Raw genomic sequence first — 26,522 nt, forward strand, 5'->3', positions numbered from 1 at the left:
ATGGCACAAATGACAATGATCCAAGCAATCACTGATGCTCTACGTACAGAACTGAAGAATGACGAAAACGTTATGATCTTCGGAGAAGACGTTGGTAAAAACGGCGGTGTATTCCGTGCGACTGAAGGTTTGCAAGCTGAGTTCGGCGAAGAACGTGTATTCGATACACCACTTGCTGAGTCTGCAATCGGCGGTATGGCTGTAGGTCTTGCAGTTGAAGGCTTCCGTCCAGTTCCCGAAATCCAATTCTTTGGTTTCGTATACGAAGTAATGGACGCAATCAGCGGACAATTGGCTCGTTTGCGTTATCGTTCTGGCGGCACGCAAAGTGCTCCAGTAACAATCCGCGCTCCTTTTGGCGGCGGTGTGCACACTCCTGAATTGCATGCGGATTCCCTTGAAGGTCTTATGGCGCAGCAGCCTGGTCTTAAAGTAGTTATCCCATCCAATCCTTACGATGCAAAAGGTCTTTTGATCTCCGCGATCCGTGATAACGATCCGGTTGTCTACCTTGAGCACATGAAACTTTACCGTTCATTCCGTGAAGAGGTACCTGAAGAAGAGTACACTGTGGAAATCGGTAAAGCAGCTGTAAAACGTGAAGGTACAGACGTTACACTTATCGCTTACGGCGCTATGGTACAAGCATCCATGAAAGCAGCTGAAGAACTTGAGAAAAACAATGTATCTGCTGAAGTAATCGACTTGCGCACCGTAAGCCCGATTGATCTTGATACAGTTCTTGCATCTGTTAAGAAAACTGGACGTGTAGTAGTAGTTCAAGAAGCACAGCGCCAAGCTGGTGTTGCAGCTCACTTGATTTCTGAAATTCAAGAGCGCGCAATCCTGCACCTTGATGCTCCAGTAATGCGTGTTACTGCACCGGATACTGTCTTTGCTTTCTCACAAGCGGAAGAAGTATGGCTTCCAAACCATAGCGACATTGTTGAAAAAGCGAACGAAGTAATCAATTTCTAATAGCAGAATCAGGAGGTAATTATTTTGGCTTTCGAATTTAAAATGCCGGATATCGGTGAAGGTATTCACGAAGGTGAAATCGTAAAATGGTTCGTCAAAGAGGGCGATACTGTAGCAGAGGACGACGTACTTTGCGAAGTTCAAAACGATAAAGCAGTAGTAGAAATTCCATCTCCTTACGAGGGTACTGTTTCTAAAATCTCTGTTGGTGAAGGTGAAGTAGCTATTGTTGGTGACACACTTATCACTTTCGACGGAGAAGGCGGCGACGCTGAAGGCGGAAATGCTCCGGCTCCAGCTGAGCAAGAAGAGACTTCTATCCAAGCAAATGGAACTGAATCTAACGAAACAGTTAAAGAAATCAAAGAAGAAGGTCCTAAAGCAGAAGCGCCATCAGGCGATCTAGTAATTGCAATGCCTTCTGTACGCAAATATGCTCGTGAGCAAGGCGTTGACATCAAGCAAGTATCTGGATCTGGTAAAGGCGGCCGTGTACTAGCTGAAGATATCGACAGCTTCAAAAATGGCGGCGCTGCTAAAGCTGCTCCGCAAACAGATGCTGCTGAACCAGCTGCTGAAGAAAAAGCTACTGCTTCTGCTCCTGTTGTTTCTGGCGACGAGTTCCCAGAATCCAGAGAGAAAATGAGCGGTATCCGTCGTGCGATTGCAAAAGCGATGGTAACTTCTAAAACAACAGCTCCTCACGTTACATTGATGGACGAAGTTGATGTTACAGAGCTTGTTGCACATCGTAAGAAATTCAAAGCAATTGCTGCTGAAAAAGAAATCAAGCTTACGTATCTTCCATACGTTGCGAAAGCGCTTGTTTCTGTATTGAAAAACTTCCCGATCTTGAACTCTTCCATCGATGATGCGACAGACGAGATCGTTACAAAACATTACTACAACATCGGTATTGCAGCAGACACTGAAAAAGGTCTTCTTGTACCAGTTGTTAAAGATGCAGATCGTAAATCCGTGTTTACTATTTCCCAGGAAATCAACGAGCTTGCAGTTAAAGCACGTGACGGTAAACTTGGACCGAACGAAATGAAAGGTGCTTCCAGCACTATCTCTAACATCGGTTCTGCAGGCGGTCAGTGGTTTACTCCGGTAATCAACTACCCAGAAGCAGCAATCCTTGGTGTAGGACGTATTGCTGAAAAAGCAATCGTTAAAGATGGCGAGATCGTTGCAGCTCCAGTGCTTGCGCTATCTCTAAGCTTTGACCACAGAATCGTTGATGGTGCAACTGCTCAAACAGCAATGAACCACTTGAAACGTCTATTGGCTGATCCACAACTAATCATGATGGAGGGATAAGAAATGGTAGTAGGAGACTTCCCAATCGAATTAGACACTCTTGTGGTAGGTGCGGGACCTGGCGGCTATGTAGCTGCCATCCGCGCTGCACAAGAAGGTCAAAAAGTAACAGTAGTAGAGAAAGGCAACCTAGGCGGTGTTTGCTTAAACGTTGGATGTATTCCTTCTAAAGCATTGATCCAAGCTGGCCACAAAGCAGAATATGCACATGGTGATGCAGATCTTGGTATTTCTACTGAAGGAGCAAAAGTTGACTTTTCTAAAGTACAAGACTGGAAAGCTAGCGTTGTAAACAAGCTAACTTCTGGTGTTGGCGGTCTGTTGAAAGGTAACAAAGTAGATGTTGTATCCGGCGAAGTTTACTTCGTGGACAAAAATACAGTAAAAGTAATGGATGAGAAGAGCTCTCAGACATACACATTCAACAACTGTATTATTGCAACAGGTTCTACTCCAATTGAGCTACCAACATTCAAGTACACGGATCGTGTACTAGATTCAACTGGTGCCCTTAATCTTAAAGAAATTCCTAAGAAACTTGTCGTTATTGGCGGCGGTTACGTAGGAATCGAGCTTGGTACTGCTTATGCTAACTTCGGTACTGAAGTTACAGTTCTTGAAGGATTGAAAGATATCCTTAGCGGTTTTGAGAAACAGATGACTTCACTTGTTTCCCGCGGACTGAAGAAAAAAGGCGTAAACATTGTTACAGAAGCTATGGCTAAAGGCGTTGAAGAGTCTGCTGATGGCGTTAAAGTAACATATGAGGCAAACGGTAAAGAAGAAACAATCGAAGCAGATTATGTACTTGTAACTGTAGGTCGTCGTCCGAACACTTCTGAACTTGGTTTGGAAGGCGTAGGAATCAAAATGACAGACCGCGGCTTGATTGAAATCGACGAACAGTGCCGTACGAATGTTGAAAATATCTATGCAATCGGTGATATCGTAGAAGGACCGCCACTTGCTCACAAAGCTTCTTACGAAGGTAAGATTGCTGCGGAAGCAATCAGCGGCAAACCATCTGCTATCGATTACAACGGTATTCCAATGGTAGTATTCTCTGAGCCGGAACTTGCTTCTGTAGGTCACACAGAGAAATCTGCTAAAGATGCTGGTTACAAAGTAAAAGCATCTAAATTCCCATTTGCAGCAAATGGTCGTGCACTATCTCTTAACGACAGTGACGGTTTCATGAAACTAATTACTCGTGAAGAAGACGGTGTTGTCCTAGGCGCGCAAATCGCTGGTCCTAATGCTAGTGATATGATCGCTGAACTTGGCCTAGCTGTTGAGTCTGGTATCACTGCTGAAGATATCGCACTTACAATCCATGCTCACCCATCTCTTGGTGAGATCACAATGGAAGCTGCTGAAGTTGCAATCGGAACACCAATCCATATCGTAAAATAATAGATTTAAAAAGCCTGCCCTTATTGGGTAGGCTTTTTTGCTATATAGCTATAAATTACTTTTTCGGAGAGGTTCTTTCCGGCAAACCATTCTGAAGCATTTATATCTAATAGAGCTCCTTGACCTAGAACTAAAGATCTCATTAATAGCTTTGTGTCAAATGCATAAGCAAACGTATGTAATGTACCAAAGAAGTTGTCGTAGTCGTCAAAAAAAGTGGGGAAGAAGCAGGGTCTTCGATTAGATTGAATAAATCTGTCTGGTTCATCAAGGCAGTTCTATATTTGTGCAGAATAGGTCAGGGCAAGTGCTTGCGGGCGTTGCATACTATACCCGCTGTAAAGAGAAGCAGCAAGCTGAAGATGAATACCTAAACTATCTGCAATTCACTGGAGTTCCTCAAGAGAGTGAGGAGGAAAAGAGGAGAACGAATCCTGTAGCTCTAGGCAGTTTATATGCGAAGCGGATAATTGCTTAAATTGTTCAGTATAGAGTGTCATAAAAAAGCACCTATTTTCACCAATAGTGTAGGAAGTATCTCGTATTTGCAATATGTCTACTTTATTTAAATTCTACAAAATTTACTTCTTATTTGAATATCGTCAAGGAAACCTAAATTCCTGCAAAAAAAAAACAGGAGAATTAATCTCCTGTTTTTTCCTTCTTCGTTGGTGCTGATAAATCCACACGCTTAGCTTCTTGTTTAAACGAAATGATTAGTGAAACGACGACTAGCACCAGAATAATTGCAAATGGGAATGCTGCAATAATAGATGCTGTTTGTAAGGCATTCAATCCGCCAACCCAGAGAAGTATAGCTGCTGTTGCTGATTGAATAAGTCCCCAGGTAAGACGTACGCTCTTGCTTGGATGAATGTCTCCATTTGTTGTCTGCATCCCCAATACAAAGGTAGCAGAGTCCGCTGATGTAATGAAGAATGTACTGATCAACAGCAGTGCAACAATAGATAGAACTGTTCCGCCTGGGATTTGTGATAACAGTGCGAATAAGCCGACTTCTGAACCTATTTGAGAAATGTCACTGAACAAGTCAATGCCTTCAAAGTATTCCATGTGAATACCTGTTGCGCCAAATACCGCAAACCAAATGGCACCGAATATAGTGGGAACCAATAGAACACCTGTTACGAATTCCCTGATAGTACGTCCGCGGGAAACACGAGCAATGAATGTCGCAACAAATGGTGCCCAAGCAATCCACCAAGCCCAGTAGAATAAAGTCCAGTTACCAATCCATGCGTTGTCAGTATCGTAAGGTGTCAAACGGAAACTCCATTCTGGCAGATGCTGAATATATTGTCCGAGTGACGTGGAGAAAGAACTTAGAATAAAGTTTGTTGGACCTAAGATAAGCACTGCCACCATCAAAATAATCGCAATGACGATGTTGGCGTTACTGAGTATCTTGATACCTTTATCCAAGCCGCTTAATGCAGAAGTGATGAACAATACTGTCACGATAGCAATAATTAATAACTGAAGTCCGAATGATGATTCGATGCCATCAAATACATACCCCAATCCAGTACTGATTTGAATGGCGCCCAATCCTAAGGAAGTTGCAACACCAAAGATAGTAGCGAATACCGCTATAATATCAACTGTCTTACCTAACGGACCAAAAACACGTTTACCAAAGATCGGCTCAAGAATGGAACTGATTACACCGCCATTAGAATCTTTACGGAAAGTAAAGTAAGCAATTGCCAAGGCTAGTGTGGCATAAATAGCCCAAGGATGCAGTCCCCAATGAAAGAAACTGTACGATAAAGCAGTTGTTCCAGCTTCAGCTGAGCCTGCTTCACCCACGATTGTTGGAGGCGTATTAAAATGGTTAAGTGGTTCTGAAGCTCCCCAGAACACAAGACCAATACCCATACCGGCGCTAAACAGCATCGCAAACCATGATATGTAGCTGTACTCCGGTCTGTCTTCTGGTTTACCCAGTCTGATTTTCCCGTACTTCGAGAACATGAGAAAAATGGCAAAACCAAGAAAGATAGTTGCTGCAATTAAATAAAACCAGCCAAATTGATTAATTAGAAAAGCCTGTATAATGTTTGTCACATTCGCAGTATTTCCGTTTGGGAGTACAGATTCGGGAATGCTACCCCATATTAGAAAAGCAATAACGATTCCGACTCCCCACCAGAATACACTAGTTGTTTTTTTCATAAGTCAATCCTTCCCGCTAAAAGCTTGTATATTCTTATGCAAATAATCATTATAACAAATTATCACTTTCTTTTGATACCCATAATTCGATTTAAATAAACCATTATTGATGGAATTCCTTGCATATCGACAAAAAAAGACGTTCTCACGTTACTTGGGCAGGTATTTCCTCTATAATGGAAATAACATGTCATTTTGGAGGGTGTAAGTTATGAAGAAGTACTTAGTATTTCCGCTGCTGGCTGTATTATCCGTTTTGGTGTTCAGCGGTTGTGCAGATGCGGAGCAGTCATCTTCTGAGCAAACAAAGGATGATACGTCCACAAAACAGGAACAAGAAAAGCCAGAGGAAGTAAAAGCTGAGAAAGAAGCAGAACAGGAAAAACGAGAAGCCGCAAAGCAGGAGGAAGAGCAGCAAGAACCGCAGTACAAGATTTCCGAAGTTTCTTCCATTGTACCTATTGATAATGCAGAAGAACAGGTAGCTTTGCTGACATTTGACGACGCGCCGGATAAGCATGCATTAGAAATAGCAAATTCATTGAAAGAACAAAATGCACCAGCAATCTTTTTTGTGAACGGACATTTTCTGACAACTGATGAAGAGAAAGAAACATTAAAGAAGATATATGACATGGGATTTGCCATTGGTAACCATACATACAGTCATGCAAATCTAAACGATTTAACACAAGAAGAAACAAAAGAAGAAATCCTAAAAGTGAATGAACTGGTAGAAGAAATTACTGGTGAGAAACCAGCGTTCTTCCGTGCACCATTTGGAGAAAACACGGACTACTCCAGACAGCTGGCTGAAGAAGAAGGAATGGCAGTCATGAACTGGACATATGGATACGATTGGGAAAGTCAGTACCAGGACAAAGATGCGCTGGCAGAAATTATGGTAAACACAGAGCTTCTTGGAAATGGAGCGAATCTGCTTATGCATGACCGGGAATGGACAGCAGCAGCTGTTCCTGAAATTGTGGAAGGCTTAAGAGACAAAGGCTTCACACTAGTAAATCCTGATGCAATTGAAAGACCGTCTTAACAACGAACGGGCTTAACCAAAAATCCGAGCTATGCCGATTCTTCGATAGAATCGGCGTAGCTCGGATTTTCTTTCGTTTAGATCTAATGGAAGCAGTAAGGTGTGTATTTTCAGGGCCAACCCTATTTCTTCTCTTAATTACCGGAATGCACGATGTTCTTTAATAACACGAATGTATTCGCTTGATTCATCCATCAACCCCTGTACGGGCAGGCCTGCTTCGATATTGCGTTTAATGTAGCTGATATTTTCAGCGCTTACGATTTCGCCGGGAATGAATATCGGGATGCCTGGCGGGTAGACCATTATAGATTCAGCACTAATCCGACCTTCCGATTCCGCTAGCGGGATGGCTTCTGTATCGGCATAAAATGCGTCACGAGGACTAAGTGATAAAACAGGCATCTCAGGAACAGATACCTCCATGTCAGGAACAGAAGAATCTCCTTGATACAGTGCTGCCATATCTGCTAGAGCATCTAACAGCTGCTGGATTTCCTTTTCTGTGTCACCAGGAGTGATTAAGAATAACAGATTGTACAAATCCGAAAGCTCTACTTCCATATTTTTTTCTTGACGCAGCCAGCGCTCTGCATCACTGCCTGAGATACCTAGCTGTTTGACTGACACTAGCAGCTTCGTCGGGTCCATAGCAAACGCAGCTTCTGAATCCAGGATTTCTGTACCAGCACAATATAGACCGGTGATGGCATTGATTTGCTGTCGTGCGTTATTCGCTAGCTGGATCGTACGTGTGTTCATTTCCACGCCTTTCGTAGCGAGCTGGCGGCGTGCTGCATCCAAAGAAGCCAGCAGGATATAGGAAGTGCTTGTCGAAGTAAGCATGGAAAGCACCGTTTGTACTTGCTCGTGCCGTACCAGTCCTTCTCGCAGATTTAAAATAGAGCTCTGCGTCAAAGAACCACCAAGCTTGTGAACGCTTGTTGCCGCTAAGTCTGCTCCTGCTGCCATAGCGGAAACAGGCATTTTTTCATGAAAATGAATATGAACGCCATGTGCCTCATCGACAAGAACAGGAACATTATATCGATGCGATACTTCTACAATTTGAGTTAAGTCCGCAGCTACACCAAAGTAGGTCGGATTGATGACTAGTACCCCTTTGGCATCAGGATTTGCCTCTAATGCTTTCTCGACAGCAGCAGGTGTAATACCATGTGAAATACCAAGGTGACGGTCTAACTGGGGATGAACAAAAATAGGTATAGCACCAGAAAAGATTAGTGCACTCGTAACAGATTTATGCACATTCCGCGGAACAATAATCTTATCTCCGGGTTTGCATACACTCATTACCATCGCCATAATTGGTGTGCTTGTACCTTGCACAGAGAAAAAGGTGTAATCTGCACCAAATGCTTTGGCTGCAAGCTGCTGTGCTTGTTGAATCATGCCATGCGGATGATGCAGGTCATCTAATGGTTCTATATTAATTAAATCAATGGAAAGTGCGTTTTCACCGATAAAAGCGGAGAATGCACTGTCCATTCCTTTGCCGGTTTTATGACCAGGTATGTGAAATTGAAGTGGTTTGTTCGCGGCATGCTTACGCAAGCCATCAAACAATGGTGCTTGTTCTTGTGAACACATCTTTGCTGTCTCCCTCTTTACTTGTTAAAAAATGAATTATAGCAAAACTAGCTTGTGATTACTAGCGTCGCATGGATTTCTCTTTTCGTGTTACACTATTATCCAGAGAAGGAGGGGGTAAAATGAGCTATAGCTATCCATTAGATGAAACTTGGACAAAAGAAGAGATTATAGATGTTGTAAATTTCTTCTCCTTAGTCGAGCGTACATACGAAGATGGTATTTTGCGGGATGATTTGCTGCTTGCTTATGAGCGCTTCAAGCAAATAGTGCCATCCAAGTCAGAAGAGAAACAACTGGGAGCACAGTTTGAAAAAGACTCGGGATACTCTAGTTATCGGGCAGTTCAAAAAGCAAAAGCTGCATCTCCAGGGGAAAAAATAAATATGTAAAGCAAAATCCCCTTCCTAAGCCAGGAAGGGGATTTGTTATTTTTCAGGCATGTTGATGTGCTGCTTGTTCATATAAAATAGCTGTATGTTTCAAGACATCTTGACACACTTTAAGGAATGCTTCCTTTGAAGCGAGTGCTGGATTGTCAGGCTGCAGATGAACACCGCATACCAATTCCGATTTCTTAATATGCTGCAAACGTTCTGCTATTTTATCAAACAATTCATCGGTGATAGGTGAAGCATCTGGCTTCATGTGATCCATTGACCAGACGTAGTGGGCTGGGATTGTGTTTAGAATCTGCTGTTTTGCTTCTGTCATTTTCTGCCCGACTGTTTCTTTAAATGGGCTTTCATATATAAGGGCAAATTGAACAAATACGTGACTGCCCCAAAGGCCGATTTGGAAATGGGGAAGCTTTTTGTATCCTCGCTTACTGGATGCTAAAGCGGACCACGTATCTTTTGGAGGGTTTTTCGTGCGGCGCGCATGCTTTGCAACATGCACATACATATCTTGATCCGTCACTTGTTCTGCAAAGGGAGCCAGTTCAGTCGCGAGCATCTCTAACTTCGGAGACAGCCGGCTGCGCAGCTCTTCCATTCTTTCTTCCAATCCATCTATTGTAAATACATCAAAATCCTGTTGTGTAAATAATGCTGACATTTGTGTCACTCCTTGCCGAAATCTGTCCATTAAATCTTTTTCATCATACCTGTCGAGCAGGAAGATTGCAAGTGAGGAAAGGTTTACAAACTGCGCTGCAGTGGTAAAAAGAAACAACTTGACTAGTTGATAAAACGATAATGGAGGGAAGAGAAATGCGTGATGTAGTGGAAGCATTACAGAGAAGGGAAGCGGAGGAGAAAGTGCCGGCGATTCGTCTGGAAATCGATTATCAGCTTGTTACTTTGCACGATGCTTTACAGGAGAAAGATGAGATCGTAATCAAAGAGACGAAAGCAAGGCTGCTTATGCTGCGGGAGCGGCTGAATCAATTCGAATCATAAGATTTTTTATGTTAAGCTAGTGGAAAGAATGGGGGAGCACAGATGGAGCAATCATTGAAGCACACATTACATGAACAGGCCTATCAATGGGTGCTGGAAGCGGGACAGCTGATCAAAGAGAAAATGGATACACCATTAGAAGTTATGACAAAGTCAAGCCCAAAAGATCTTGTGACTGAAATGGATAAAGCGGTGGAGTCTTTCTTCTTAGAGAAAATTCGAAAAAATCATCCAAGCCACAAAGTCTTAGGTGAAGAAGGTGTTGGAGAAGCTGTTCATGAGACGACCGGTACCGTCTGGATCATCGACCCGATCGACGGAACAATGAATTTTGTCCACCAAAAAACTAATTTTGCTGTCTCAATCGGAATTATTCATGAAGGGAAAGCCGAAATCGGTTTGATCTACAACGTCATGGAGGACACCATTTATCATGCGAAACGAGGAGAAGGTGCTTACAAAAATGATAAGCAGCTTCCAAAACTTCCGGAAAAAACGCTCGATCAATGCTTGATTGAACTGAATCATTTTTGGTTGTGCCCAAACCGTCGTGTTAACGAAGAAAAGCTGCAGCAGCTAGTATACAAAGCAATAGGAACGAGAGCCTATGGTTCAGCAGCTTTAGAACTAGCTTTTCTTGCAGAAGGTATTACAGATGCATATTTAACTTTCAGTTTACAGCCTTGGGACTATGCTGGCGGCTATGTTCTGCTAGAGGAAGTAGGAGCCAAATTGACGGATGCTGCTGGACAGCCAGTCGATTTCTTAAGCAGAACAACAGTAGTAGCTGCAAATACGAGTATCCATCAAGAAATAATTAATGACTATATTGAATTAAAATAAAAAAAGACGGAGTCTCCGTCTTTTTTTATTGCCCTTTTCTTTTGGCAAAGATGCCAGCTCCCATAATGACGAAACCGGCTAGGATGGCCACAGTCATCCAACCATAATTCTGGTAGCTGATTGTCACGCCTGCGGCTACAAAACAGGCAATTACCAAAATGGCAGTTAATAAAGCTAGTCCTTTTGACATCGTTTCACCTCATTTAATTAAATTAAAGGTTCATCTGTCTTCGATTCCCGGTATAAGTGGAAGTTGCCGGTTGCTTTTCGTTCTTTCGTCCGTAAGGTAATGCGCTCTGTACAAATTGTACACATATGCATGGTGTTGCGGCGATTGCGCAGCTTCTTCGCTTGCGGACTTCCATCATCTATTTCTTCGACTATATCGCAAATTACGCACTTTACTCGCATGCTATCACCTCAGAAAGTATAATACTTTTTCAGTTTACCATATGAAGCGACATTGTGCTTTGCTTAGCGCCGGTCTCCCAGTCTTACCCAATAGCAGACATTGCTATACAGCAGCTTAGCTAATACGTATTTGGCGGATTGCCTTTATAGGCTGTTCTTTCTTGCTCGGAAGGTAGCAATGCGCAGGACCAGTTTCTTTAATGCTGCGTCCGTCTACTGCAAATAGGAACATACTTTTCTTGAGATCGTCCAAAGCAACGCTTTCTTCGCCCGTTTCTGTCACGAACACGGCATGTGTTGCGTCCTCTTGTATTTTAGCAGTAGCGATAAAATCGGCAATTGGCATCACATAGCTGTTCTCCAGCGCTTTTTTTCGTTCTTCCCGTGAAAGACTTTTGTTAATAGGCGGTTTCATCTTTTGCTGGTAAACAGATTGATCCCAATGTTTCTCTTCGGTATCAGGAACAGGTTCCGCCTCTTTAAAAGCGTTTTCAAAAAGGACTTTGCGATCATCAAAAATCCAGACTGTTGGGTCAAGTGTGAGTGGAAATTCCACCTTGCCTGTCAATGTAATTATCATATGGAGACACTTCCTTTAACAGAATATACTCTCTTTTTGAATAACATATTGGTAGTTTACCATAAGTAATGCGTCGAATGACAAAGATTCGACAAATTTAATAGGGGGACGTGTCTTGCAATTTAGCAGAAGTACCGCTAGAATTGTATAGAAGAAGTCTGTTTAACGGAGGGATAATTTTGATATCTGAGATCACCGTTAGTAATCAAGAGAAAGCATATGCCCTTCTTTTGGCGGATGCTGATAAGATACTTAAACTAATCAAAGTACAGATGGACAATTTGATGATGCCGCAATGTCCGCTTTATGAAGAAGTGCTTGATACACAAATGTTTGGATTGTCTCGTGAGATAGATTTTGCTATTCGATTGAACCTGGTGAAAGAAGAAGATGGAAAAGAGCTTCTTGAAAACTTGGAAAGACAGTTGAATGTGCTGCATGAAGCGGCACAGCGGTCTATGCGTTCTTAATATAGGGGGCAGGCCGCTTGTCATACACTTGTACGGGCATCCCATATGAAAGATGAAAACCCTTTGCCCTTCAAAATCGGCGGGGTTTTTTATTATTCCATCCATCCTGCGGTTTAGTGATGATCGTAAAATACATACTGGGAGCTTTAATATGAAAAAAAGATTGCGTAATTTTGACTTTACTTTGCTGTTTACACCTTTACTGCTGACTGCTTTTGGTTCAGTAATGATTTACAGTGCCAGCTACACAGTGGCCGTAGTCAAGTTTGATTGGTCAGCAACACACTTCTTTGTACGTACACTCGTATGGTTTGCACTGGCTATTCCGGTGTTTGCGTTTTTTAGTTTCGTGCCCTATCAAAAGTACCATAAGGTAATTAAGCCGCTGATGCTGGTTATCTTTTTAATGCTAGTACTTGTGTTATTTACAGGTAAAGTAAATGGATCTCGATCTTGGTTCAGCCTTGGATTTTTCAGTGTGCAGCCTGCAGAATTGGCTAAAGTAGGGATGATTATTTATCTGGCATCTATTTATTCGAAGAAACAAAGCTATTTATCTAGTTTCTCCAAGGGCGTTCTGCCTCCATTAATCGCATTGGGAATTATTCTTGGCTTAATCGTTATTCAGCCGGATGTTGGGAACGCCTCCATTATATTCTTGATTTCCTGCTCCATTATTTTCAGCGCCGGAATTAAGATCAGGCATTTGAGTTTATTAATTGTAGCGGGGCTGTTATTAATTTTGGCAGTATGGCCGCATATGGTTACAGATGAGAGGGTTTCCCGTTTTACAGGTGCCTACCAGCCATTTGATGAGGAACATGTTCAAGACGACGGTTTCCAGCTCGTTCAGTCCTACCTTGCCATTGGAACAGGCGGTGTGTTTGGTGTCGGTCTCGGTCAAGGCGTACAGAAACTAGGGTACTTGCCAGAACCGCACACAGACTTTATTATGGCTGTTATAGCAGAAGAACTTGGCTTTCTTGGTGTAGCAGCAGTGCTGGCTATGCTGGCCATTATTGTACTGCGAGGCCTTTATATTGCTAAGCAGTGCCGAGATAGTTTTGGTTCATTACTGGCAATAGGCATTTCGTCGATGGTGGGGATCCAGACCTTTATTAATTTGGGTGCAATCACCGGCCTATTGCCAATTACAGGTGTCACACTGCCGTTCGTCAGTTACGGAGGTACATCCTTGTTGATTTTGTTCGCTTCTATGGGGATTTTGAATAATGTTGCCAAGTATGTACGTTCACAGGAACTGATTGTGTCAGACAGCACCTTCACACAAGATAAGCGGGGAAAACGTCCCTCCAATCGACAGAGGATCCGCACCACTAGTACGACTACACAAACCAGGGGAAAGACTAGAGGAGGAGAACGATGGACGAACTAAGGGGAATAAGTAAAGTTTTAGTTGCAAACAGAGGGGAAATCGCGATTCGTGTATTCCGAGCTTGTGTTGAGCTCGGTATACAGACGGTCGCGATTTATTCAAAGGAGGATAAATCCTCCAGTCACCGCTTTAAAGCGGATGAGGCATATCTGGTCGGCGAGGGGAAAAAGCCGATTGATGCCTATCTTGATATCGAGAATATTCTTGAAATTGCGAAAACTTCCGGAGCGGATGCTATCCATCCAGGTTATGGTTTTCTTTCGGAGAACATTCATTTTGCGAGACGCTGTGAAGAAGAAGGCATCACGTTCATTGGGCCGCGCAGCGAACAGCTGAATATGTTCGGAGATAAAGTAAAAGCAAGACAGCAAGCATTACTGGCAGAAATCCCAGTTATTCCAGGAAGTGATGGACCAGTCCAAGATCTTGATGAAGTAAAAGCTTTTGCTTCCCAACATGACTATCCAATTATCATAAAAGCATCACTTGGCGGCGGAGGACGCGGTATGCGCGTTGTTCGTGATGCAGCAGAAGTAGCAGAAGCCTATGAACGTGCGAAATCCGAAGCAAAAGCTGCATTTGGCAGTGATGAAATGTACGTAGAAAAACTGATCGAAAATCCGAAACATATTGAAGTTCAAATTCTTGGAGACAGTGCAGGCAACGTGATTCATTTGTATGAACGTGACTGCTCGATTCAAAGACGCCACCAGAAAGTCATAGAAGTGGCACCAAGTGTCAGTCTCCCAGAGTCACTGCGGCTTGCAATTTGTGATGCAGCTGTTCAATTGATGAAGAATGTATCCTATTTGAATGCAGGTACAGTTGAATTCCTTGTGGCAGATAATCAATTTTATTTTATCGAGGTTAACCCTCGTGTCCAAGTAGAGCATACGATTACAGAAATGGTAACAGGCGTTGATATTGTGCAAACACAGTTATTGCTGGCGCAAGGGTACAGCTTAACAGATGAGCGACTTGGCATACCTGCACAAGCTGACATCAAAACTAATGGCTATGCCATTCAAGCGCGTGTCACAACAGAGGATCCGCTAAATAATTTCATGCCGGATGCAGGCAAAATTATGGCTTACCGTTCCAGCGGAGGATTTGGTGTTCGTTTGGATGGAGGAAATGCCTTCCAAGGCGCGGTTATTAGTTCCTATTATGATTCTTTGTTAGTAAAAGTCTCGTCCTGGGCGGCTGGTTATCAGCAAGCAGCTTATAAATTAGAAAGAAATCTGCGTGAGTTCCGTATTCGCGGTATCAAAACTAATATTCCATTTTTGGAAAATTTAGTTTTGCATGAAAAGTTTTTATCGGCGGATTACACAACTAGCTTTATTGATGAAACGCCAGAACTGTTTGATTTTCCGAAAAGCCGGGACAGAGGAACGAAAATGCTGCAGTATATCGGTTATACGACGGTCAATGGCTTTGACGGAAGCGGAAAAGCAGAAAAACCGGTATTTCCGCCCCAAAGGATACCAAAGCTGCAAAAAGGCCTGGATTATCAGAACGGGACAAAACAAATACTTGATGCACACGGGCCGGAAGGACTTGCTGATTGGCTGAAGAATCAAGAAGAAGTGCTATTGACAGACACCACTTTCCGAGATGCACACCAATCCCTTTTAGCCACACGTGTTCGAACGAAGGATTTGCTTGCAATTGCTGAACCAACAGCTAAACTGCTGCCGAATCTTTTCTCAGTCGAAATGTGGGGCGGAGCAACTTTTGATGTTGCCTATCGCTTCCTGAAAGAAGATCCTTGGCATCGCCTGGCGAAGCTGCGAGAGAAAATGCCGAATGTGTTATTCCAAATGCTGCTTCGGGCAAGCAATGCAGTTGGATATAAAAACTATCCGGATAATGTTGTAGAAAAATTCGTGGAAGAAAGTGCACAGGCCGGCATTGATGTGTATCGTATTTTTGATAGCCTAAACTGGATTGAAAATATGAAACCAGCGATAGAAGCAGTACGCAAGCAAAATAAAGTAGCGGAAGCGGCACTTTGCTATTCTGGTGACATATTAGATCCGAGCCGGACAAAATATGACTTGGCATATTACACAAAAATGGCCAAGGAATTAGAAGGTGCGGGTGCCCACATCATTGGTATCAAAGATATGGCAGGTTTGCTTAAACCGCAAGCAGCGTATGAACTTGTACGTGCGTTAAAAGAGACTGTATCTCTGCCGATTCACTTGCATACCCATGATACAAGCGGTAATGGTGTTCTTACCTACATGAAGGCTGTAGAAGCCGGTGTTGATGTTGTAGATGTTGCAGCAGGGCCGATGGCTGGTCTGACATCTCAGCCTAGTGCCAGCTCGTTCTACCACGCGATGCAAGCCATGGACCGTAAACCTTCCATTAATGTAGATCATTATGATGAGATTGGTCATTATTGGGAAGATGTGCGATCACGCTACAGTGATTTCGAGAGTGGTATGAAAGCTCCGCATGCAGAAGTTTACTTACATGAGATGCCAGGCGGACAATACAGCAATTTGCTGCAGCAAGCCAATGCTGTCGGCTTAGGAAATCGCTGGGATGAAGTAAAGGTCATGTACAGAAGAGTAAATGATCTGTTCGGAGATGTAATCAAAGTAACACCATCTTCCAAGGTGGTCGGGGATATGGCACTCTTTATGGTACAAAATGACTTAGATGAGAAGACCGTCATTGAACAAGGCCAATCCTTAGACTTCCCTGATTCTGTTATTGAATTTGCCCAAGGTTATCTTGGTCAGCCTTATGGAGGCTTCCCGAAAGAATTACAGAAAGTTATTGTAAAGAATAGAGAAGTTATCACAACACGTCCAGGGGAATTGCTTCCTTCCGTTGATTTCAATGCGCTTCGCAAAGAACTCGAGGAGAAGCTGGAAGGGGAAGTCACGGAACAAGATGTTATTGCCTATGCGCTGTATCCGAAGGTATTTGAAACATACGCCGCTTTTAAGGAAGCATACGGTGACTTATCCGTGTTGACAACACCTACCTTCTTCTACGGCATGAAAATGGATGAAGAAATTGAAGTGGAAATTGAATCAGGAAAAACATTGATTGTTAAACTGGTTGCAATTGGCGAAGCTGGCCCGGATGCGATGCGTACGATGTACTTTGAGTTTAACGGACAGCCGCGGGAAATCCTTGTTCGCGATGAACAAGTGCAAGCAACAGTCAAAACAACACCGAAGGCAGATAAACAGAATAAGAAGCATATCGGTGCCACAATGCCAGGTACTGTGATCCGCGCGCTTGTTGAAGCCGGTGAGCAAGTACAGAAAGGTCAGCAGCTGCTCGTTACGGAAGCAATGAAGATGGAAACAACCGTACAAGCGCCTTACGATGGAAAAGTAAAAGGAGTCTACGTGAAAGACGGTGAACCGATTCAAGTTGGCGATCTGCTTGTAGAGTTTGAATAAATACTAAAAAATCCACTGCTTTTGGGGAACGGCCCCGATAAGCAGTGGATTTTTCTTATTGTTCTTTTTCGAATTTCGCACTTCGGAAGGATAGCATAATAAAGTATGTCATGATTCCAAAGTAGATACTGATAATTAAAGAGTGCATCAAAGCGACATACAAGTTCATACCTGTGAAGATGACTAATACACCGACTACTGCCTGCGCTGCCAGCAGGCAAAAGCTGATAATCCATCCTTTTGTCATCACAGCATGTCCCTTATAGCGGCGCAGCACTTGGACCATGATGATGAAGGACCAGACAAGCGCAAGCATCGCAGCTCCGCGGTGGAGCATCTGTACCATTTGGGCAGTACTGAGACCAAACAAGCCCGGATCAGCATTAGAGCAAAGCGGAAAGTCTCCGCAAACTAGACTGGCATGCATGTGCCGAACGAGTGCACCGGTGTATACAACGAGATAAATAAAGATGGTATGCAGGTAAAACTGGATACGCATCCCTTTCTTAATAACGAGCGAACGTGCATCGAACTTCTTGTCCACTTCGAAAACAATTAATGTCAGCAAGAGGACAGAAGCGAAGGAAATGAGTGAAATGCCGAAATGCAGCGCTAGCACTGCGTCGGACTGCTGCCAAATTACAGCTGCAGCACCAATTAATGCTTGCAAAACAAGGAAAAACACGGCCAAGACAGATAAGAATTTAACCTCACGAATGTGGCCGATCTTGCGCCAAGCAAAGATAGCCAGCAAGAGAATGACAATGCCTATTGTGGAAGAGACAAACCGGTGAGCTGATTCAATGACAAGCTCGGGAGTTATATTGGTAAGCGCTCCTTCACACAAAGGCCAGCTTTGTCCGCAGCCATCTGCAGAACCTGTCTTCGTTACTAAAGCACCTCCAAGAAGGATGAACAACATACCGACCGTGCTGATTACAGATAAATATTTTAATAATTTCATCCAGGAACACCTCTTATATACAAACTAGTAGCGTTACAATAACATCAAGCTTATCGTAACATGAAATCAACAAGAAAAAGGGGAGATTTCGTGTCAATTTTATGACCTGTTGTCTCTAGGGGAAAGCATTCACGAACTAAACAGGCAAGTTAGTTCAGTAAATTGTCAAAAACAGTTTCTTATCTTAGAATATAACGTGTTACAATATGAAAAGTGTAATAGAATAAAAGAATTATGTGTAACCAAGCAGAAAGGATGTGCTGGTGTGAATAAAGCCGAATCTACTTCTTCTCAAGTATTGAATGGCGCAGAACATGCTGATTCAAGCACTAGTCTATGGACAGACTTTAAAGCACTTATAAAAACTGGAATCATTAACTCCAATCTATTGACTGCCTTTGGCGGTTTTTGGCTTGCGCTTTACATGACGAATGAGCAATTCGTTCATCATATTCCTACATTCATCTATACGATGCTCGGCAGCGGGTTGGTCATCGCTGGCGGTTGTGTAATCAATAACTATTATGACCGGGATATTGACCATGTAATGAAACGGACGAAAAAACGCCCGACTGTAACCGGAACGATTCCGCTTTCCGTTGTACTCACAATGGGCATTGGGTTTACGGTACTGGGTGTCGGCTTCTTGTTCCTAACAACATGGCAAGCAGCAGCAATTGGTATTTTTGGCTGGTTTGCTTATGTCATCCTTTATACCATGTGGTCTAAACGCCGCTATACAATTAATACTGCTATTGGCAGTTTTTCCGGCGCAGTGCCTCCGCTAATCGGTTATGCTGCCATAGACGGCGGTTTGAGCACAGAAGCATGGATTATTTTTGCCATTATGTTCATTTGGCAAACACCGCATTTCTTAGCTTTAGCTATGAAAAAAGCAGAAGACTATAAAGCAGCGAACATTCCAATGCTTCCTTCTGTGTATGGATTTGGCATTACGAAGCGTCAAATTATTGTATATACAGCATGCTTGCTTCCCCTTCCGTTCTATTTAACAACATTGGGAACTGTGTTTGTTGCCATTGCTACTGTACTGAACGTTGGCTGGCTCGCGATTGGAATTGCTGGTTTCTTCATGAAAGATGATCTAAAGTGGGCAACTTGGATGTTTGTTTACAGCTTAAACTACTTGATGATCTTCTTTATCGCACTTGTTGTCTTCACCACACCTGCAATCTTTTAATAAGAGACACTGCTTTTATGTGTCTGATTCTAAAATCCGAACTAAAAGTGAATTCTTTGATAAGAATTCACGCAGGTTCGGATTTTTTTATTATTGATAGTTAGATTACCAGACAATAAGAGTAGTGCGCTTTAGGGAGAGATAACAATATTTTGCCGGGCAGCAGGCAGAGCACTGCGCTTATATGGAGACATTCTCATGGCCGATTATCTTGTCCCTGAATATTTGGCGTTTATTGCGTACAGCGTTTTGGGAATAAAGACCATAACAAACGTGCACCGAAGAGAGGGTAACGAAATGGATATGGAAACATCTCGTTTAAGTTTAAAGGCAATAACAACCGACATGGGAAAGCAGCTCGTCCGATTTCCGATCACATTCTTCTATGAACAAGAAATTTCGTATGTGACAGACTGGCCATCTAATGCTCTGAAAGCAGAGCTGCCGCTTTATTTAGAGAATCTTGCAACCGGACAGACAAGCTTTGGTTTTGGGCCGTGGATTGTACATACAAAGTATGAGCAGGAGATGGTCGGTGATATTTTTATCCGCCAAACAACTCCTGATGCTGCACAGGCTGAACTCTTTTTCCATATACGGGAAGAGATGGCTGGCAAAAGATATGAAGAGGAAGCAATTGTCAGCATCTGTGACTGGCTGCTGCAGCAAGGTGTGGATATCATTCATGCGTTTTGTAAACCGCAAGAAGCAGAAAAGCAGCAAGTGCTGACGCGCTGCGGGTTCCATAAACTTGGACAGGTCGATGGACTTATCCAATTTAGGACATATGGGCACCTGCTACCGGCAGATGGTTTGTGAAGGTTGTCGAAAAAGTCAGCTATTTCCAAATGCTGTTTTGTATTATAATAGGTGCAGCGTATGAAAAGAAAGGGGCTGGAGCATGAAAGGTTTACGAATCGTGCTATTGTTGCTCGTTGTGGGAGCGGGTGCTTTATTCTTTTGGAATAGAAATGATTATTTGGCTCCTGCCCACGATGCAAAGACCAAAAATACGGAGAATACACAAAAAGCAGAAGCTGCCCAAAAACCGAACGGAGATATAGAACGCTGGATCAATCAAGCCCCTGACACGTTGAAGAAAGATCAGGGTGAACCGGATCATATGGATAAGTCTTCTTACGGATATGAATGGTATGTATATGATAAAGGGGACGCATATGCACAGTACGGAGTGAAAGATGATCGCATCGTTACGGCTTTTGCTGCTGGGGAAGCCTCTTTAGCTGATGTGAAACTTGGAGAAAGCCGGGAAGAAGTAGAAAAGCACTATACGTTGGAGAACGAGGTGTCTTTCCAATATGATGGCAACCGTTACACGTTTAAACTGAAGGACAAGGATCAGCAGATTCAGCCTTTAGTACAGCTGAAAGACGGATTGTTTGCGCAGTTTTACTTTGACACATTCAAGGATGAACTAGCTGCTGTGCGTGTGATAACGGATGAGCAGCTGATTATGGAACGTCCATATGATATTACATATACAGGACAGCTTCCTGAGCAGCCGCAGCTAATAACAGAGGAATGGCAGCAAGTACAAGCAGGCATGGAACAGCAAATTATTGAAATCACGAATGTGATGCGCGCCCAATTCGATGTTTCTCCGCTCGAATGGAATGATAATGTAGCAGCAGTTGCATTTGGTCATAGTGAAGATATGCAGAAACAGCAGTACTTCTCACATGTAACGCCAAGTGGTGAAGAGCTTGGGGATCGGTTGGCGGATGGCCAAGTACCTTTCCAAAATGCAGGTGAAAATATTGCTGCAGGCTATACAGATGCGCCAGCTGCTATGATTGGCTGGTTAAATAGTGAGGGACACCGAAAAACGATGCTTGATCCAACTTACAAAGAATTGGGAGTCGGTGTTTACCGCTACTACTATACACAAAACTTCTTGCTTCAATAACCGAGTTTCTTCATGAAACTCGGTTTTTTTGTGTCAATCTGCCTGGGCTTTCATACATTGTTTAGAGAGAGTAATTTTGGATAGGAGTTGGATTGTAATGTCAGAAACGAATCTGCATCCATCGATTCAGGCATTCAAGCAATTTGTCGAGCAGCATCCGAAGCTTATAGAAGAAGCGCGGCAGAAACAGACAGGATGGCAGCCTTATTATGAAAAGTGGGTGCTTTTAGGCGAAGAAGACCCGAGTTGGCAAGCGTATAAAGCAGAAGCACAGACGGAACAGGCGGAGACAGATGAGGAATCAGCCGAAAAGGGAAATGAAATGGTTAGTAAGATGATGGGAATGGCAAGTCAATTTGATTTGCAGAAGCTATCAGGTCATATCCACCAGCTGAATGGAGCATTAGATAATGTAAAGCATTTAATCGGGCAATATCAAGGTGTGAAACAACAGCTTCCAGCAAAGAAAAAGGGGCCGACATTGTTTCACAAAGACTAGAAGGAGATGGATGTGATGCGGCAGGATATCTATCAAAGGCTCAAGCAAAGGGAAGAGCTGCTGCGGTTTGTCAGACTTCACCCTGTTTGGTACCGAACGCTGTCACGTGATCCAAATGCATTTGCGGATATGGAAAAGCAGGCCAAGTATTTTTATGGAAAAACCGTGCCGCAGCGCATTGGGCAGTTTGGTGAACAGCTTAGTATGGTCAACATGCTGATACAGATGGCAAGAGCAATGCGGGATTAGGTCTTTTCATTTTTCCCTATTATTTGGTATGATAATAGGGGAGGTGGTTATATGTATGCAACTGTGGAATTTGTTGAGCTATTGGAGCGATCCGAGAATTTAGGCAGAATGATCCGGGATTCGGAAGTAATGGCTGCTTATAATTCTTCGCAAGAAGCGCTCTACCAGGATAGTGAAACAAAAGCGAAAATCGATGCATTCACTGCTGTAAAGGAACAATATGAAGAAGTGCAGCGATTCGGCAGATACCACCCGGATTATAGCTCTATCATGAAAGCAATTCGCAGCAAGAAGCGTGAGATGGACATGGATGCCAATGTTGCGGCATTTAAAATAGCAGAGCGAAATCTGCAAAAACTGCTCGACGAAATAAGCGGGACACTCGCTGCTACGGTGAGTGAAACCGTTAAAGCACCGCGATCTGGTGCAGCTATGAAGGACTCTGGCTGCGGGTGCGGCAGCGGCGGAGCTTGCGGCTGTGCCTCTTAAAAACGACTGGCAAGCTTTGGCTTGTCGGTTTTTTTATGTTGCTCCATAGGGGCAGGCTTTGCTACACTAGTAAAAAAGCTGTAAAGCGAGGAACATCATTTATGTTGACAAAACGTCAGGGGATCGTCGTATGGTTCCAGCATATGAAAAATATAAAGCAGCTGAAGCGGCACGGACACTTAGTCTTTGTTTCCAAAAAGCAAAAGTATGCCATGATCTATGTAAACATGGAGGAAGCAGAGGAAAAAGAAGCAGTATTACAAAGACTGCCGTTCGTATCTAAAACAGCGTTATCGTACCGTCCATTTGTACGCACAGATTTTGAGAATGCAAAACAGGATAAAGCAAAAGAATACGATTATAAGATCGGTATATAAAAAAAGCCTGCAGGGAATAGCCCTGCAGGCGCCTTTTGTTTCCGATGAAAACAAACAGGCAAAGGGAGAGGAGAAACCGGAGGAAGAGCTTATGGGGAAACGTAAGTCTTCTCCGTGTTCATGAAGCAGCTATAAGCGTGATAGCCGCTTCAGTAGTACAGTATGGACCGGCTTTAGCAGGATTATACATCGTTTTTGAAGGAGTGACATAGCAATGCGAGTGATTGCTGGAGAGCATAAAGGACGGGCATTAAAAGCTGTTCCTAATCAATTGACAAGACCAACAACTGATAAAGTGAAAGAGAGCCTGTTTCAGGTGCTTGGCCCATTCTTTGAAGGAGGAGCATGTCTTGATTTGTTCGCGGGAAGCGGCGGACTTGGTATTGAGGCGCTTAGCAGAGGTATGGACACGTGTATTTTTGTTGATAAGCAAGGCAAGGCTGTTGAGACAATTCATCAAAACTTAACGACGTTAAAGCTGTCAGACGCTGCAGAAGTATATCGGAATGATGCAATGCGTGCGCTGAAAGCCGTTGCGAAACGGGAGAAACAGTTTGATCTTATCTTTTTGGATCCGCCATACCAAAAAGTATCCTACGAAAGCCTGCTTGAGCAGATTAGCGAGACTGGTATACTAGGAGCTGGCGGACAGATTGTTTGTGAACATGACGGGCGTAAAGAGCTGCCGGAATATATCGCTGGTTTTCAAGCGGTAAAACGAGAAAATTATGGGAATACTACTGCTATAACAATTTACCAAGCTGCTCAGGAGGGTGCCAGATGACAATCGCAATGTATCCGGGCTCGTTTGATCCTGTAACAAACGGTCACGTGGATATTATCAAACGAGCAGCCGCTATTTTTGATGAAGTGGTTGTTGCAGTAGCTGTGAACAGCAAGAAGCAGCCGCTTTTCAACGCGGAGGAACGGGTAGAACTTGTGCAGGAATCACTAAAACACTTCTCGAATGTGACAGTGGCGAAAGCAGAAGGTCTGACCGTAGATTTCGCGAAACGATACGATGCACGCGTACTGATTCGCGGACTGCGGGCTGTTAGCGATTTTGAAAGTGAAATGCAGATAAGCGGTATTAACCGCCATTTAGAGCCGGAATTAGAAACACTGTTCATCACAGCTGATGCAGCATACAGCTTTTTAAGCTCCAGTATTGTTAAAGAGGCAGCAAGCTATGGAGCGGATATAAGTAAGCTTGTGCCGCCCCCTGTACATAAGGCAATCAAACTGAAATATTAATGGGATTGACGTCGCCGCACCAGTATAAGTGTGCCTAATGCAAGTATGCTTAGTGTAAACAGCGGCCCAAATGATGCTACCCGTTCGAGCAGCTCCATAAAATTTGGAGCTGTTTTTTCATGTAGAAAGGTATAAATACTCGTTTCTTTATGTCTTGCGTAAAGCGGTACGTATAAGCAAGCTGCCAGTCCCGCTGCAATGAAGCCGTGCAGTATACGTGCAAAGAAATATGGAGCGAAACGAATATCCGTGTCAGCAAGAATGCTCGCGACTTGAGCTTGGACAGAAAATCCGTTAAATGCAAGAACAAAACTGACAATTACGATTGGGAAAAAGAAGTCAGATCCGGCTGCTTGTGCAATCATTTGTCCGCCCATCGTGATTTCTAGAAAGCCAGAGAGCATCGGAAGGACCAAATCAGCTGGAATACCAAACAAACTGGTAATTATCTTTAGCCCATTTGCCAGGAAATCGGTGACACCTAATATAAATAAAAGCTTATTGAAGACGGAAAACATAATAATAAATCCACCAATCATCAGCAGGGTCTGGATAGATTGAATGACAGCATCGCCAAAGATTTTACCGAAAGGACGCTTATCCGCCAAACGTGTTTCATGCAATTCACGAAATGCACGTCTTAGTAATCCTTTCTCACGCACATATACCGATCTGGTTTCATTACGGCCGTAAAATCGCATACAGATACCGACAAGGATGTTACCGCCATAGTGTGCAATCGCAAGCAGGAGCCCAAGCTCGGCATCACCGAAGAAACTAACCGCAATTACACCAACGATAAATAGAGGATTGCTGGCATTTGTAAAGGACACGAGACGTTCTGCTTCTGTTTTTGTCAGCTGTTTTTCCTGCCTCAATCTGCTGGTGAGTTTCGCTCCCGATGGATAACCGCTAGCCATTCCCATTGCCAGGACAAAGCTTCCGACACCTGGTACATTGAACAAAGGACGCATAATCGGCTCGCAGAATACACCGATAAAGCGTACCATTCCGAAAGCGATTAACAGCTCTGCTGTGATGAAGAAAGGCAGCAGAGATGGAAATACGACTTCCCACCACATATTCAGCCCGCGTATGCTTGCTTGCAGTGCTGGATCCGGGTATGTAATCAGGCTGACTGCTAAAAGCAGAGCTGCCCCAGCGAACAAAATCGATTTCATCTTTTGCACAATGATCCCTCCGATTTGTGACTGCTGTACTTCTTGATATCGAAGTAGTACACTTGAATTCAGTCTGTTGGTACAGGCTACCTTAACTATACGCGTGCTTGAAAGAGAAATATGCTTCTTCTGCTGAATTAGCAGATAAAAGAGGGCACAAAAGGGGAACTGAAGATGAAACAGAAAACGCGCTATATCTTGCTTATCGTGCTGTTGCTGCTCATTGTCTTCTGTTTTTCCGGGATTTACAGAATGCCGTATTATGTATATAAACCCGGGGGAGCAGATGCACTTGATCCAATTGTTTCGGTGGCTGGCAGTGATGAAAGTGAAGGCGATATGCATCTTGTCACCGTACGCGGCGGCCAGGCAACTCCATTTCAATATGTGATAGCACACATTCTCCCGTACCATCAAATCGCGAAACTGGAGGATGTTATTCCAGAAGGTATTTCCCAAGAAGAATATACACAAGCACAGCTCATGCAAATGGAAAGCTCGCAGGAAGCTTCTACAGTCGTTGCTTATCAAGCAGCAGGGGCCGATTTGCAAGTGGAATATAAAGGAGTGTATGTCGTTTCTGTAGTAAACGACTTGCCTGCTGATGGTAAATTGAAGCCAGGTGACCATATAACTGGTGTAGATAATAAAACAGTAAATGAAGCAGCAGATCTGACTACATATGTCACTTCCAAACAATTAGGCGATACGATTACCTTACAAATTGTCCGCGGTGACGAGCAGCTAGAAAAGGAATTGAAGCTCGAAGCTTTGCCTGACACCCAGATTCCTGGTATTGGCATTACATTGGTAACCGACAGAGAAGTAAACGAAGATCCGGAAGTCACCTTCTCGAGCGGAGAAATTGGCGGACCGAGTGCAGGGCTCATGTTCAGCCTGGAAATTTATGATCAGCTGGAAAAAGAAGACTTGACGCATGGATTGCAAATTTGCGGTACTGGGGAAGTTGACTACGAAGGAAATGTTGGTCGTATTGGCGGTATTGATAAGAAAGTTGTAGCAGCAGATAAGGAAGGGTGTGCAGTTTTCTTTGCGCCAAATGAGGATGGAGCTGACGATTCTAATTACCAGCTCGCAAAACAAACGGCAGAAGATATTGAATCAGACATGAAAGTCGTTCCTGTAGATACGTTTGAGGAAGCAAAAGAGTACCTAGAAGGATTGCCTGAAAAATAAATAAAATAGCTCTATAGATAAAAAAATCCAAACGATCTTTCGTCGTTTGGATTTTTTACATAGAAGTTGTAATGCAGA

At 43.4% G+C, this 26,522-nt stretch carries 28 protein-coding genes; 20 read left to right on the forward strand and 8 right to left on the reverse strand.

All coding sequences use genetic code 11. The features are described 5' to 3' along the window. The 3 genes from CRO17_RS05570 to lpdA are packed head-to-tail and all read left to right on the forward strand — an operon-like array spanning nucleotide 1 to nucleotide 3,714. A complete protein-coding gene (locus CRO17_RS05570) occupies nucleotides 1–978 on the forward strand; it encodes an alpha-ketoacid dehydrogenase subunit beta (RefSeq protein ID WP_077309853.1) in 978 nt (325 codons plus the stop codon). A gap of 24 nt (nucleotides 979–1,002) precedes the next feature. Further along, complete coding sequence (locus CRO17_RS05575; protein WP_097040196.1) at nucleotides 1,003–2,301, forward strand: dihydrolipoamide acetyltransferase family protein; 1,299 nt, start codon at nucleotides 1,003–1,005, stop codon at nucleotides 2,299–2,301. A 3-nt stretch (nucleotides 2,302–2,304) separates the two neighbouring features. Further along, a complete protein-coding gene (gene lpdA, locus CRO17_RS05580; protein WP_097040197.1) occupies nucleotides 2,305–3,714 on the forward strand; it encodes a dihydrolipoyl dehydrogenase in 1,410 nt (469 codons plus the stop codon). A 642-nt stretch (nucleotides 3,715–4,356) separates the two neighbouring features. Here lpdA and CRO17_RS05590 read toward each other — a convergent pair. Continuing rightward, nucleotides 4,357–5,910, reverse strand: a complete 1,554-nt coding sequence (locus tag CRO17_RS05590) for a glycine betaine uptake BCCT transporter (RefSeq protein WP_097040201.1) — start codon at nucleotides 5,908–5,910, stop codon at nucleotides 4,357–4,359. 211 nt (nucleotides 5,911–6,121) lie between these two features. On the opposite strand from CRO17_RS05590, the gene CRO17_RS05595 reads away from it, so the two are divergent. Next, nucleotides 6,122–6,961, forward strand: a complete 840-nt coding sequence (locus CRO17_RS05595) for a polysaccharide deacetylase family protein (RefSeq protein ID WP_097040203.1) — start codon at nucleotides 6,122–6,124, stop codon at nucleotides 6,959–6,961. Between the two features lie 138 nt (nucleotides 6,962–7,099). Here CRO17_RS05595 and CRO17_RS05600 read toward each other — a convergent pair whose 3' ends face one another. Next, complete coding sequence (locus CRO17_RS05600) at nucleotides 7,100–8,572, reverse strand: aminotransferase class I/II-fold pyridoxal phosphate-dependent enzyme (protein WP_097040205.1); 1,473 nt, start codon at nucleotides 8,570–8,572, stop codon at nucleotides 7,100–7,102. Nucleotides 8,573–8,694: 122 nt separating this feature from the next. Here CRO17_RS05600 and CRO17_RS05605 point away from each other — a divergent pair, with 122 nt between their 5' ends. Then, nucleotides 8,695–8,964 carry a UPF0223 family protein gene (locus CRO17_RS05605; protein WP_077309839.1) on the forward strand — a complete coding sequence of 90 codons (270 nt, stop codon included), beginning with the start codon at nucleotides 8,695–8,697 and terminating at the stop codon, nucleotides 8,962–8,964. 43 nt (nucleotides 8,965–9,007) lie between these two features. Here the strand turns inward: CRO17_RS05605 and CRO17_RS05610 are convergent, their stop codons facing one another. After that, nucleotides 9,008–9,631, reverse strand: a complete 624-nt coding sequence (locus CRO17_RS05610; RefSeq protein ID WP_097040207.1) for a YktB family protein — start codon at nucleotides 9,629–9,631, stop codon at nucleotides 9,008–9,010. Between the two features lie 155 nt (nucleotides 9,632–9,786). On the opposite strand from CRO17_RS05610, the gene CRO17_RS05615 reads away from it, so the two are divergent. Beyond that, complete coding sequence (locus CRO17_RS05615) at nucleotides 9,787–9,975, forward strand: hypothetical protein (protein WP_097040209.1); 189 nt, start codon at nucleotides 9,787–9,789, stop codon at nucleotides 9,973–9,975. Between the two features lie 42 nt (nucleotides 9,976–10,017). Further along, nucleotides 10,018–10,818, forward strand: coding sequence for an inositol monophosphatase family protein (locus CRO17_RS05620; RefSeq protein WP_097040210.1), 801 nt, complete (start codon nucleotides 10,018–10,020; stop codon nucleotides 10,816–10,818). Between the two features lie 25 nt (nucleotides 10,819–10,843). Here the strand turns inward: CRO17_RS05620 and CRO17_RS17450 are convergent, their stop codons facing one another. The 3 genes from CRO17_RS17450 to CRO17_RS05630 form a co-directional block, all read right to left on the reverse strand. Next, nucleotides 10,844–11,008, reverse strand: a complete 165-nt coding sequence (locus CRO17_RS17450) for a DUF5325 family protein (RefSeq protein WP_179636866.1) — start codon at nucleotides 11,006–11,008, stop codon at nucleotides 10,844–10,846. 17 nt (nucleotides 11,009–11,025) lie between these two features. Next, nucleotides 11,026–11,229 carry a YlaI family protein gene (locus tag CRO17_RS05625; protein ID WP_097040212.1) on the reverse strand — a complete coding sequence of 68 codons (204 nt, stop codon included), beginning with the start codon at nucleotides 11,227–11,229 and terminating at the stop codon, nucleotides 11,026–11,028. Between the two features lie 115 nt (nucleotides 11,230–11,344). After that, the gene (locus CRO17_RS05630; protein WP_097040214.1) at nucleotides 11,345–11,809 is read right to left on the reverse strand and encodes a hypothetical protein; all 465 of its coding nucleotides are present in this window, start codon (nucleotides 11,807–11,809) and stop codon (nucleotides 11,345–11,347) included. 179 nt (nucleotides 11,810–11,988) lie between these two features. Between CRO17_RS05630 and CRO17_RS05635 the strand changes: the two genes are divergently transcribed. The 3 genes from CRO17_RS05635 to pyc all read left to right on the forward strand — a co-directional run bounded on the left by CRO17_RS05635 (nucleotide 11,989) and on the right by pyc (nucleotide 17,106). Then, complete coding sequence (locus CRO17_RS05635; RefSeq protein WP_077309827.1) at nucleotides 11,989–12,279, forward strand: Fpa/YlaN family protein; 291 nt, start codon at nucleotides 11,989–11,991, stop codon at nucleotides 12,277–12,279. 151 nt (nucleotides 12,280–12,430) lie between these two features. Beyond that, nucleotides 12,431–13,675: a putative lipid II flippase FtsW gene (gene ftsW, locus CRO17_RS05640; RefSeq protein ID WP_097040216.1), complete on the forward strand. Its 1,245-nt coding sequence runs from the start codon at nucleotides 12,431–12,433 to the stop codon at nucleotides 13,673–13,675. Next, a complete protein-coding gene (pyc, locus tag CRO17_RS05645; RefSeq protein ID WP_097040218.1) occupies nucleotides 13,663–17,106 on the forward strand; it encodes a pyruvate carboxylase in 3,444 nt (1,147 codons plus the stop codon). Before ftsW ends, pyc begins: the two co-directional genes overlap by 13 nt. A gap of 55 nt (nucleotides 17,107–17,161) precedes the next feature. On the opposite strand, the gene CRO17_RS05650 is transcribed toward pyc, so the two are convergent. Then, nucleotides 17,162–18,070 carry a COX15/CtaA family protein gene (locus tag CRO17_RS05650; RefSeq protein WP_097040220.1) on the reverse strand — a complete coding sequence of 303 codons (909 nt, stop codon included), beginning with the start codon at nucleotides 18,068–18,070 and terminating at the stop codon, nucleotides 17,162–17,164. A 265-nt stretch (nucleotides 18,071–18,335) separates the two neighbouring features. On the opposite strand from CRO17_RS05650, the gene cyoE reads away from it, so the two are divergent. From cyoE to coaD, 9 genes are all read left to right on the forward strand, one after another. Further along, nucleotides 18,336–19,271 (forward strand): heme o synthase, encoded by a 936-nt coding sequence (gene cyoE / locus CRO17_RS05655; RefSeq protein ID WP_097040222.1) that lies wholly within the window; start codon nucleotides 18,336–18,338, stop codon nucleotides 19,269–19,271. A 198-nt stretch (nucleotides 19,272–19,469) separates the two neighbouring features. Beyond that, a complete protein-coding gene (locus CRO17_RS05660; RefSeq protein WP_097040223.1) occupies nucleotides 19,470–20,090 on the forward strand; it encodes a GNAT family N-acetyltransferase in 621 nt (206 codons plus the stop codon). 82 nt (nucleotides 20,091–20,172) lie between these two features. After that, entirely contained in the window at nucleotides 20,173–21,198 is a 1,026-nt protein-coding gene (locus CRO17_RS05665; RefSeq protein WP_097040225.1) for a CAP domain-containing protein, read from the forward strand. A 97-nt stretch (nucleotides 21,199–21,295) separates the two neighbouring features. Beyond that, nucleotides 21,296–21,697, forward strand: a complete 402-nt coding sequence (ylbD, locus tag CRO17_RS05670; RefSeq protein WP_097040227.1) for a YlbD family protein — start codon at nucleotides 21,296–21,298, stop codon at nucleotides 21,695–21,697. Nucleotides 21,698–21,712: 15 nt separating this feature from the next. Continuing rightward, nucleotides 21,713–21,946, forward strand: a complete 234-nt coding sequence (locus CRO17_RS05675; RefSeq protein ID WP_097040229.1) for a YlbE-like family protein — start codon at nucleotides 21,713–21,715, stop codon at nucleotides 21,944–21,946. 51 nt (nucleotides 21,947–21,997) lie between these two features. Further along, nucleotides 21,998–22,435: a YlbF/YmcA family competence regulator gene (locus tag CRO17_RS05680; RefSeq protein WP_097040232.1), complete on the forward strand. Its 438-nt coding sequence runs from the start codon at nucleotides 21,998–22,000 to the stop codon at nucleotides 22,433–22,435. A gap of 101 nt (nucleotides 22,436–22,536) precedes the next feature. Next, a complete protein-coding gene (locus CRO17_RS05685; protein WP_097040234.1) occupies nucleotides 22,537–22,812 on the forward strand; it encodes a YlbG family protein in 276 nt (91 codons plus the stop codon). A 214-nt stretch (nucleotides 22,813–23,026) separates the two neighbouring features. Further along, the gene (gene rsmD / locus CRO17_RS05690) at nucleotides 23,027–23,596 is read left to right on the forward strand and encodes a 16S rRNA (guanine(966)-N(2))-methyltransferase RsmD (protein ID WP_097040236.1); all 570 of its coding nucleotides are present in this window, start codon (nucleotides 23,027–23,029) and stop codon (nucleotides 23,594–23,596) included. Next, nucleotides 23,593–24,066, forward strand: a complete 474-nt coding sequence (gene coaD / locus CRO17_RS05695) for a pantetheine-phosphate adenylyltransferase (protein ID WP_097040239.1) — start codon at nucleotides 23,593–23,595, stop codon at nucleotides 24,064–24,066. The genes rsmD and coaD overlap by 4 nt, the downstream gene beginning before the upstream one ends. On the opposite strand, the gene ylbJ is transcribed toward coaD, so the two are convergent. Beyond that, entirely contained in the window at nucleotides 24,063–25,247 is a 1,185-nt protein-coding gene (gene ylbJ, locus CRO17_RS05700) for a sporulation integral membrane protein YlbJ (RefSeq protein WP_342748978.1), read from the reverse strand. The genes coaD and ylbJ overlap by 4 nt on opposite strands. 174 nt (nucleotides 25,248–25,421) lie before the next feature. On the opposite strand from ylbJ, the gene CRO17_RS05705 reads away from it, so the two are divergent. Then, nucleotides 25,422–26,444 (forward strand): SepM family pheromone-processing serine protease, encoded by a 1,023-nt coding sequence (locus CRO17_RS05705; RefSeq protein ID WP_097040240.1) that lies wholly within the window; start codon nucleotides 25,422–25,424, stop codon nucleotides 26,442–26,444. The last annotated feature ends 78 nt before the right edge of the window (nucleotides 26,445–26,522 follow it).

The sequence above is a fragment of the Terribacillus aidingensis genome (genome assembly GCF_900215625.1).
GTDB lineage: Bacteria > Bacillota > Bacilli > Bacillales > Amphibacillaceae > Terribacillus > Terribacillus aidingensis.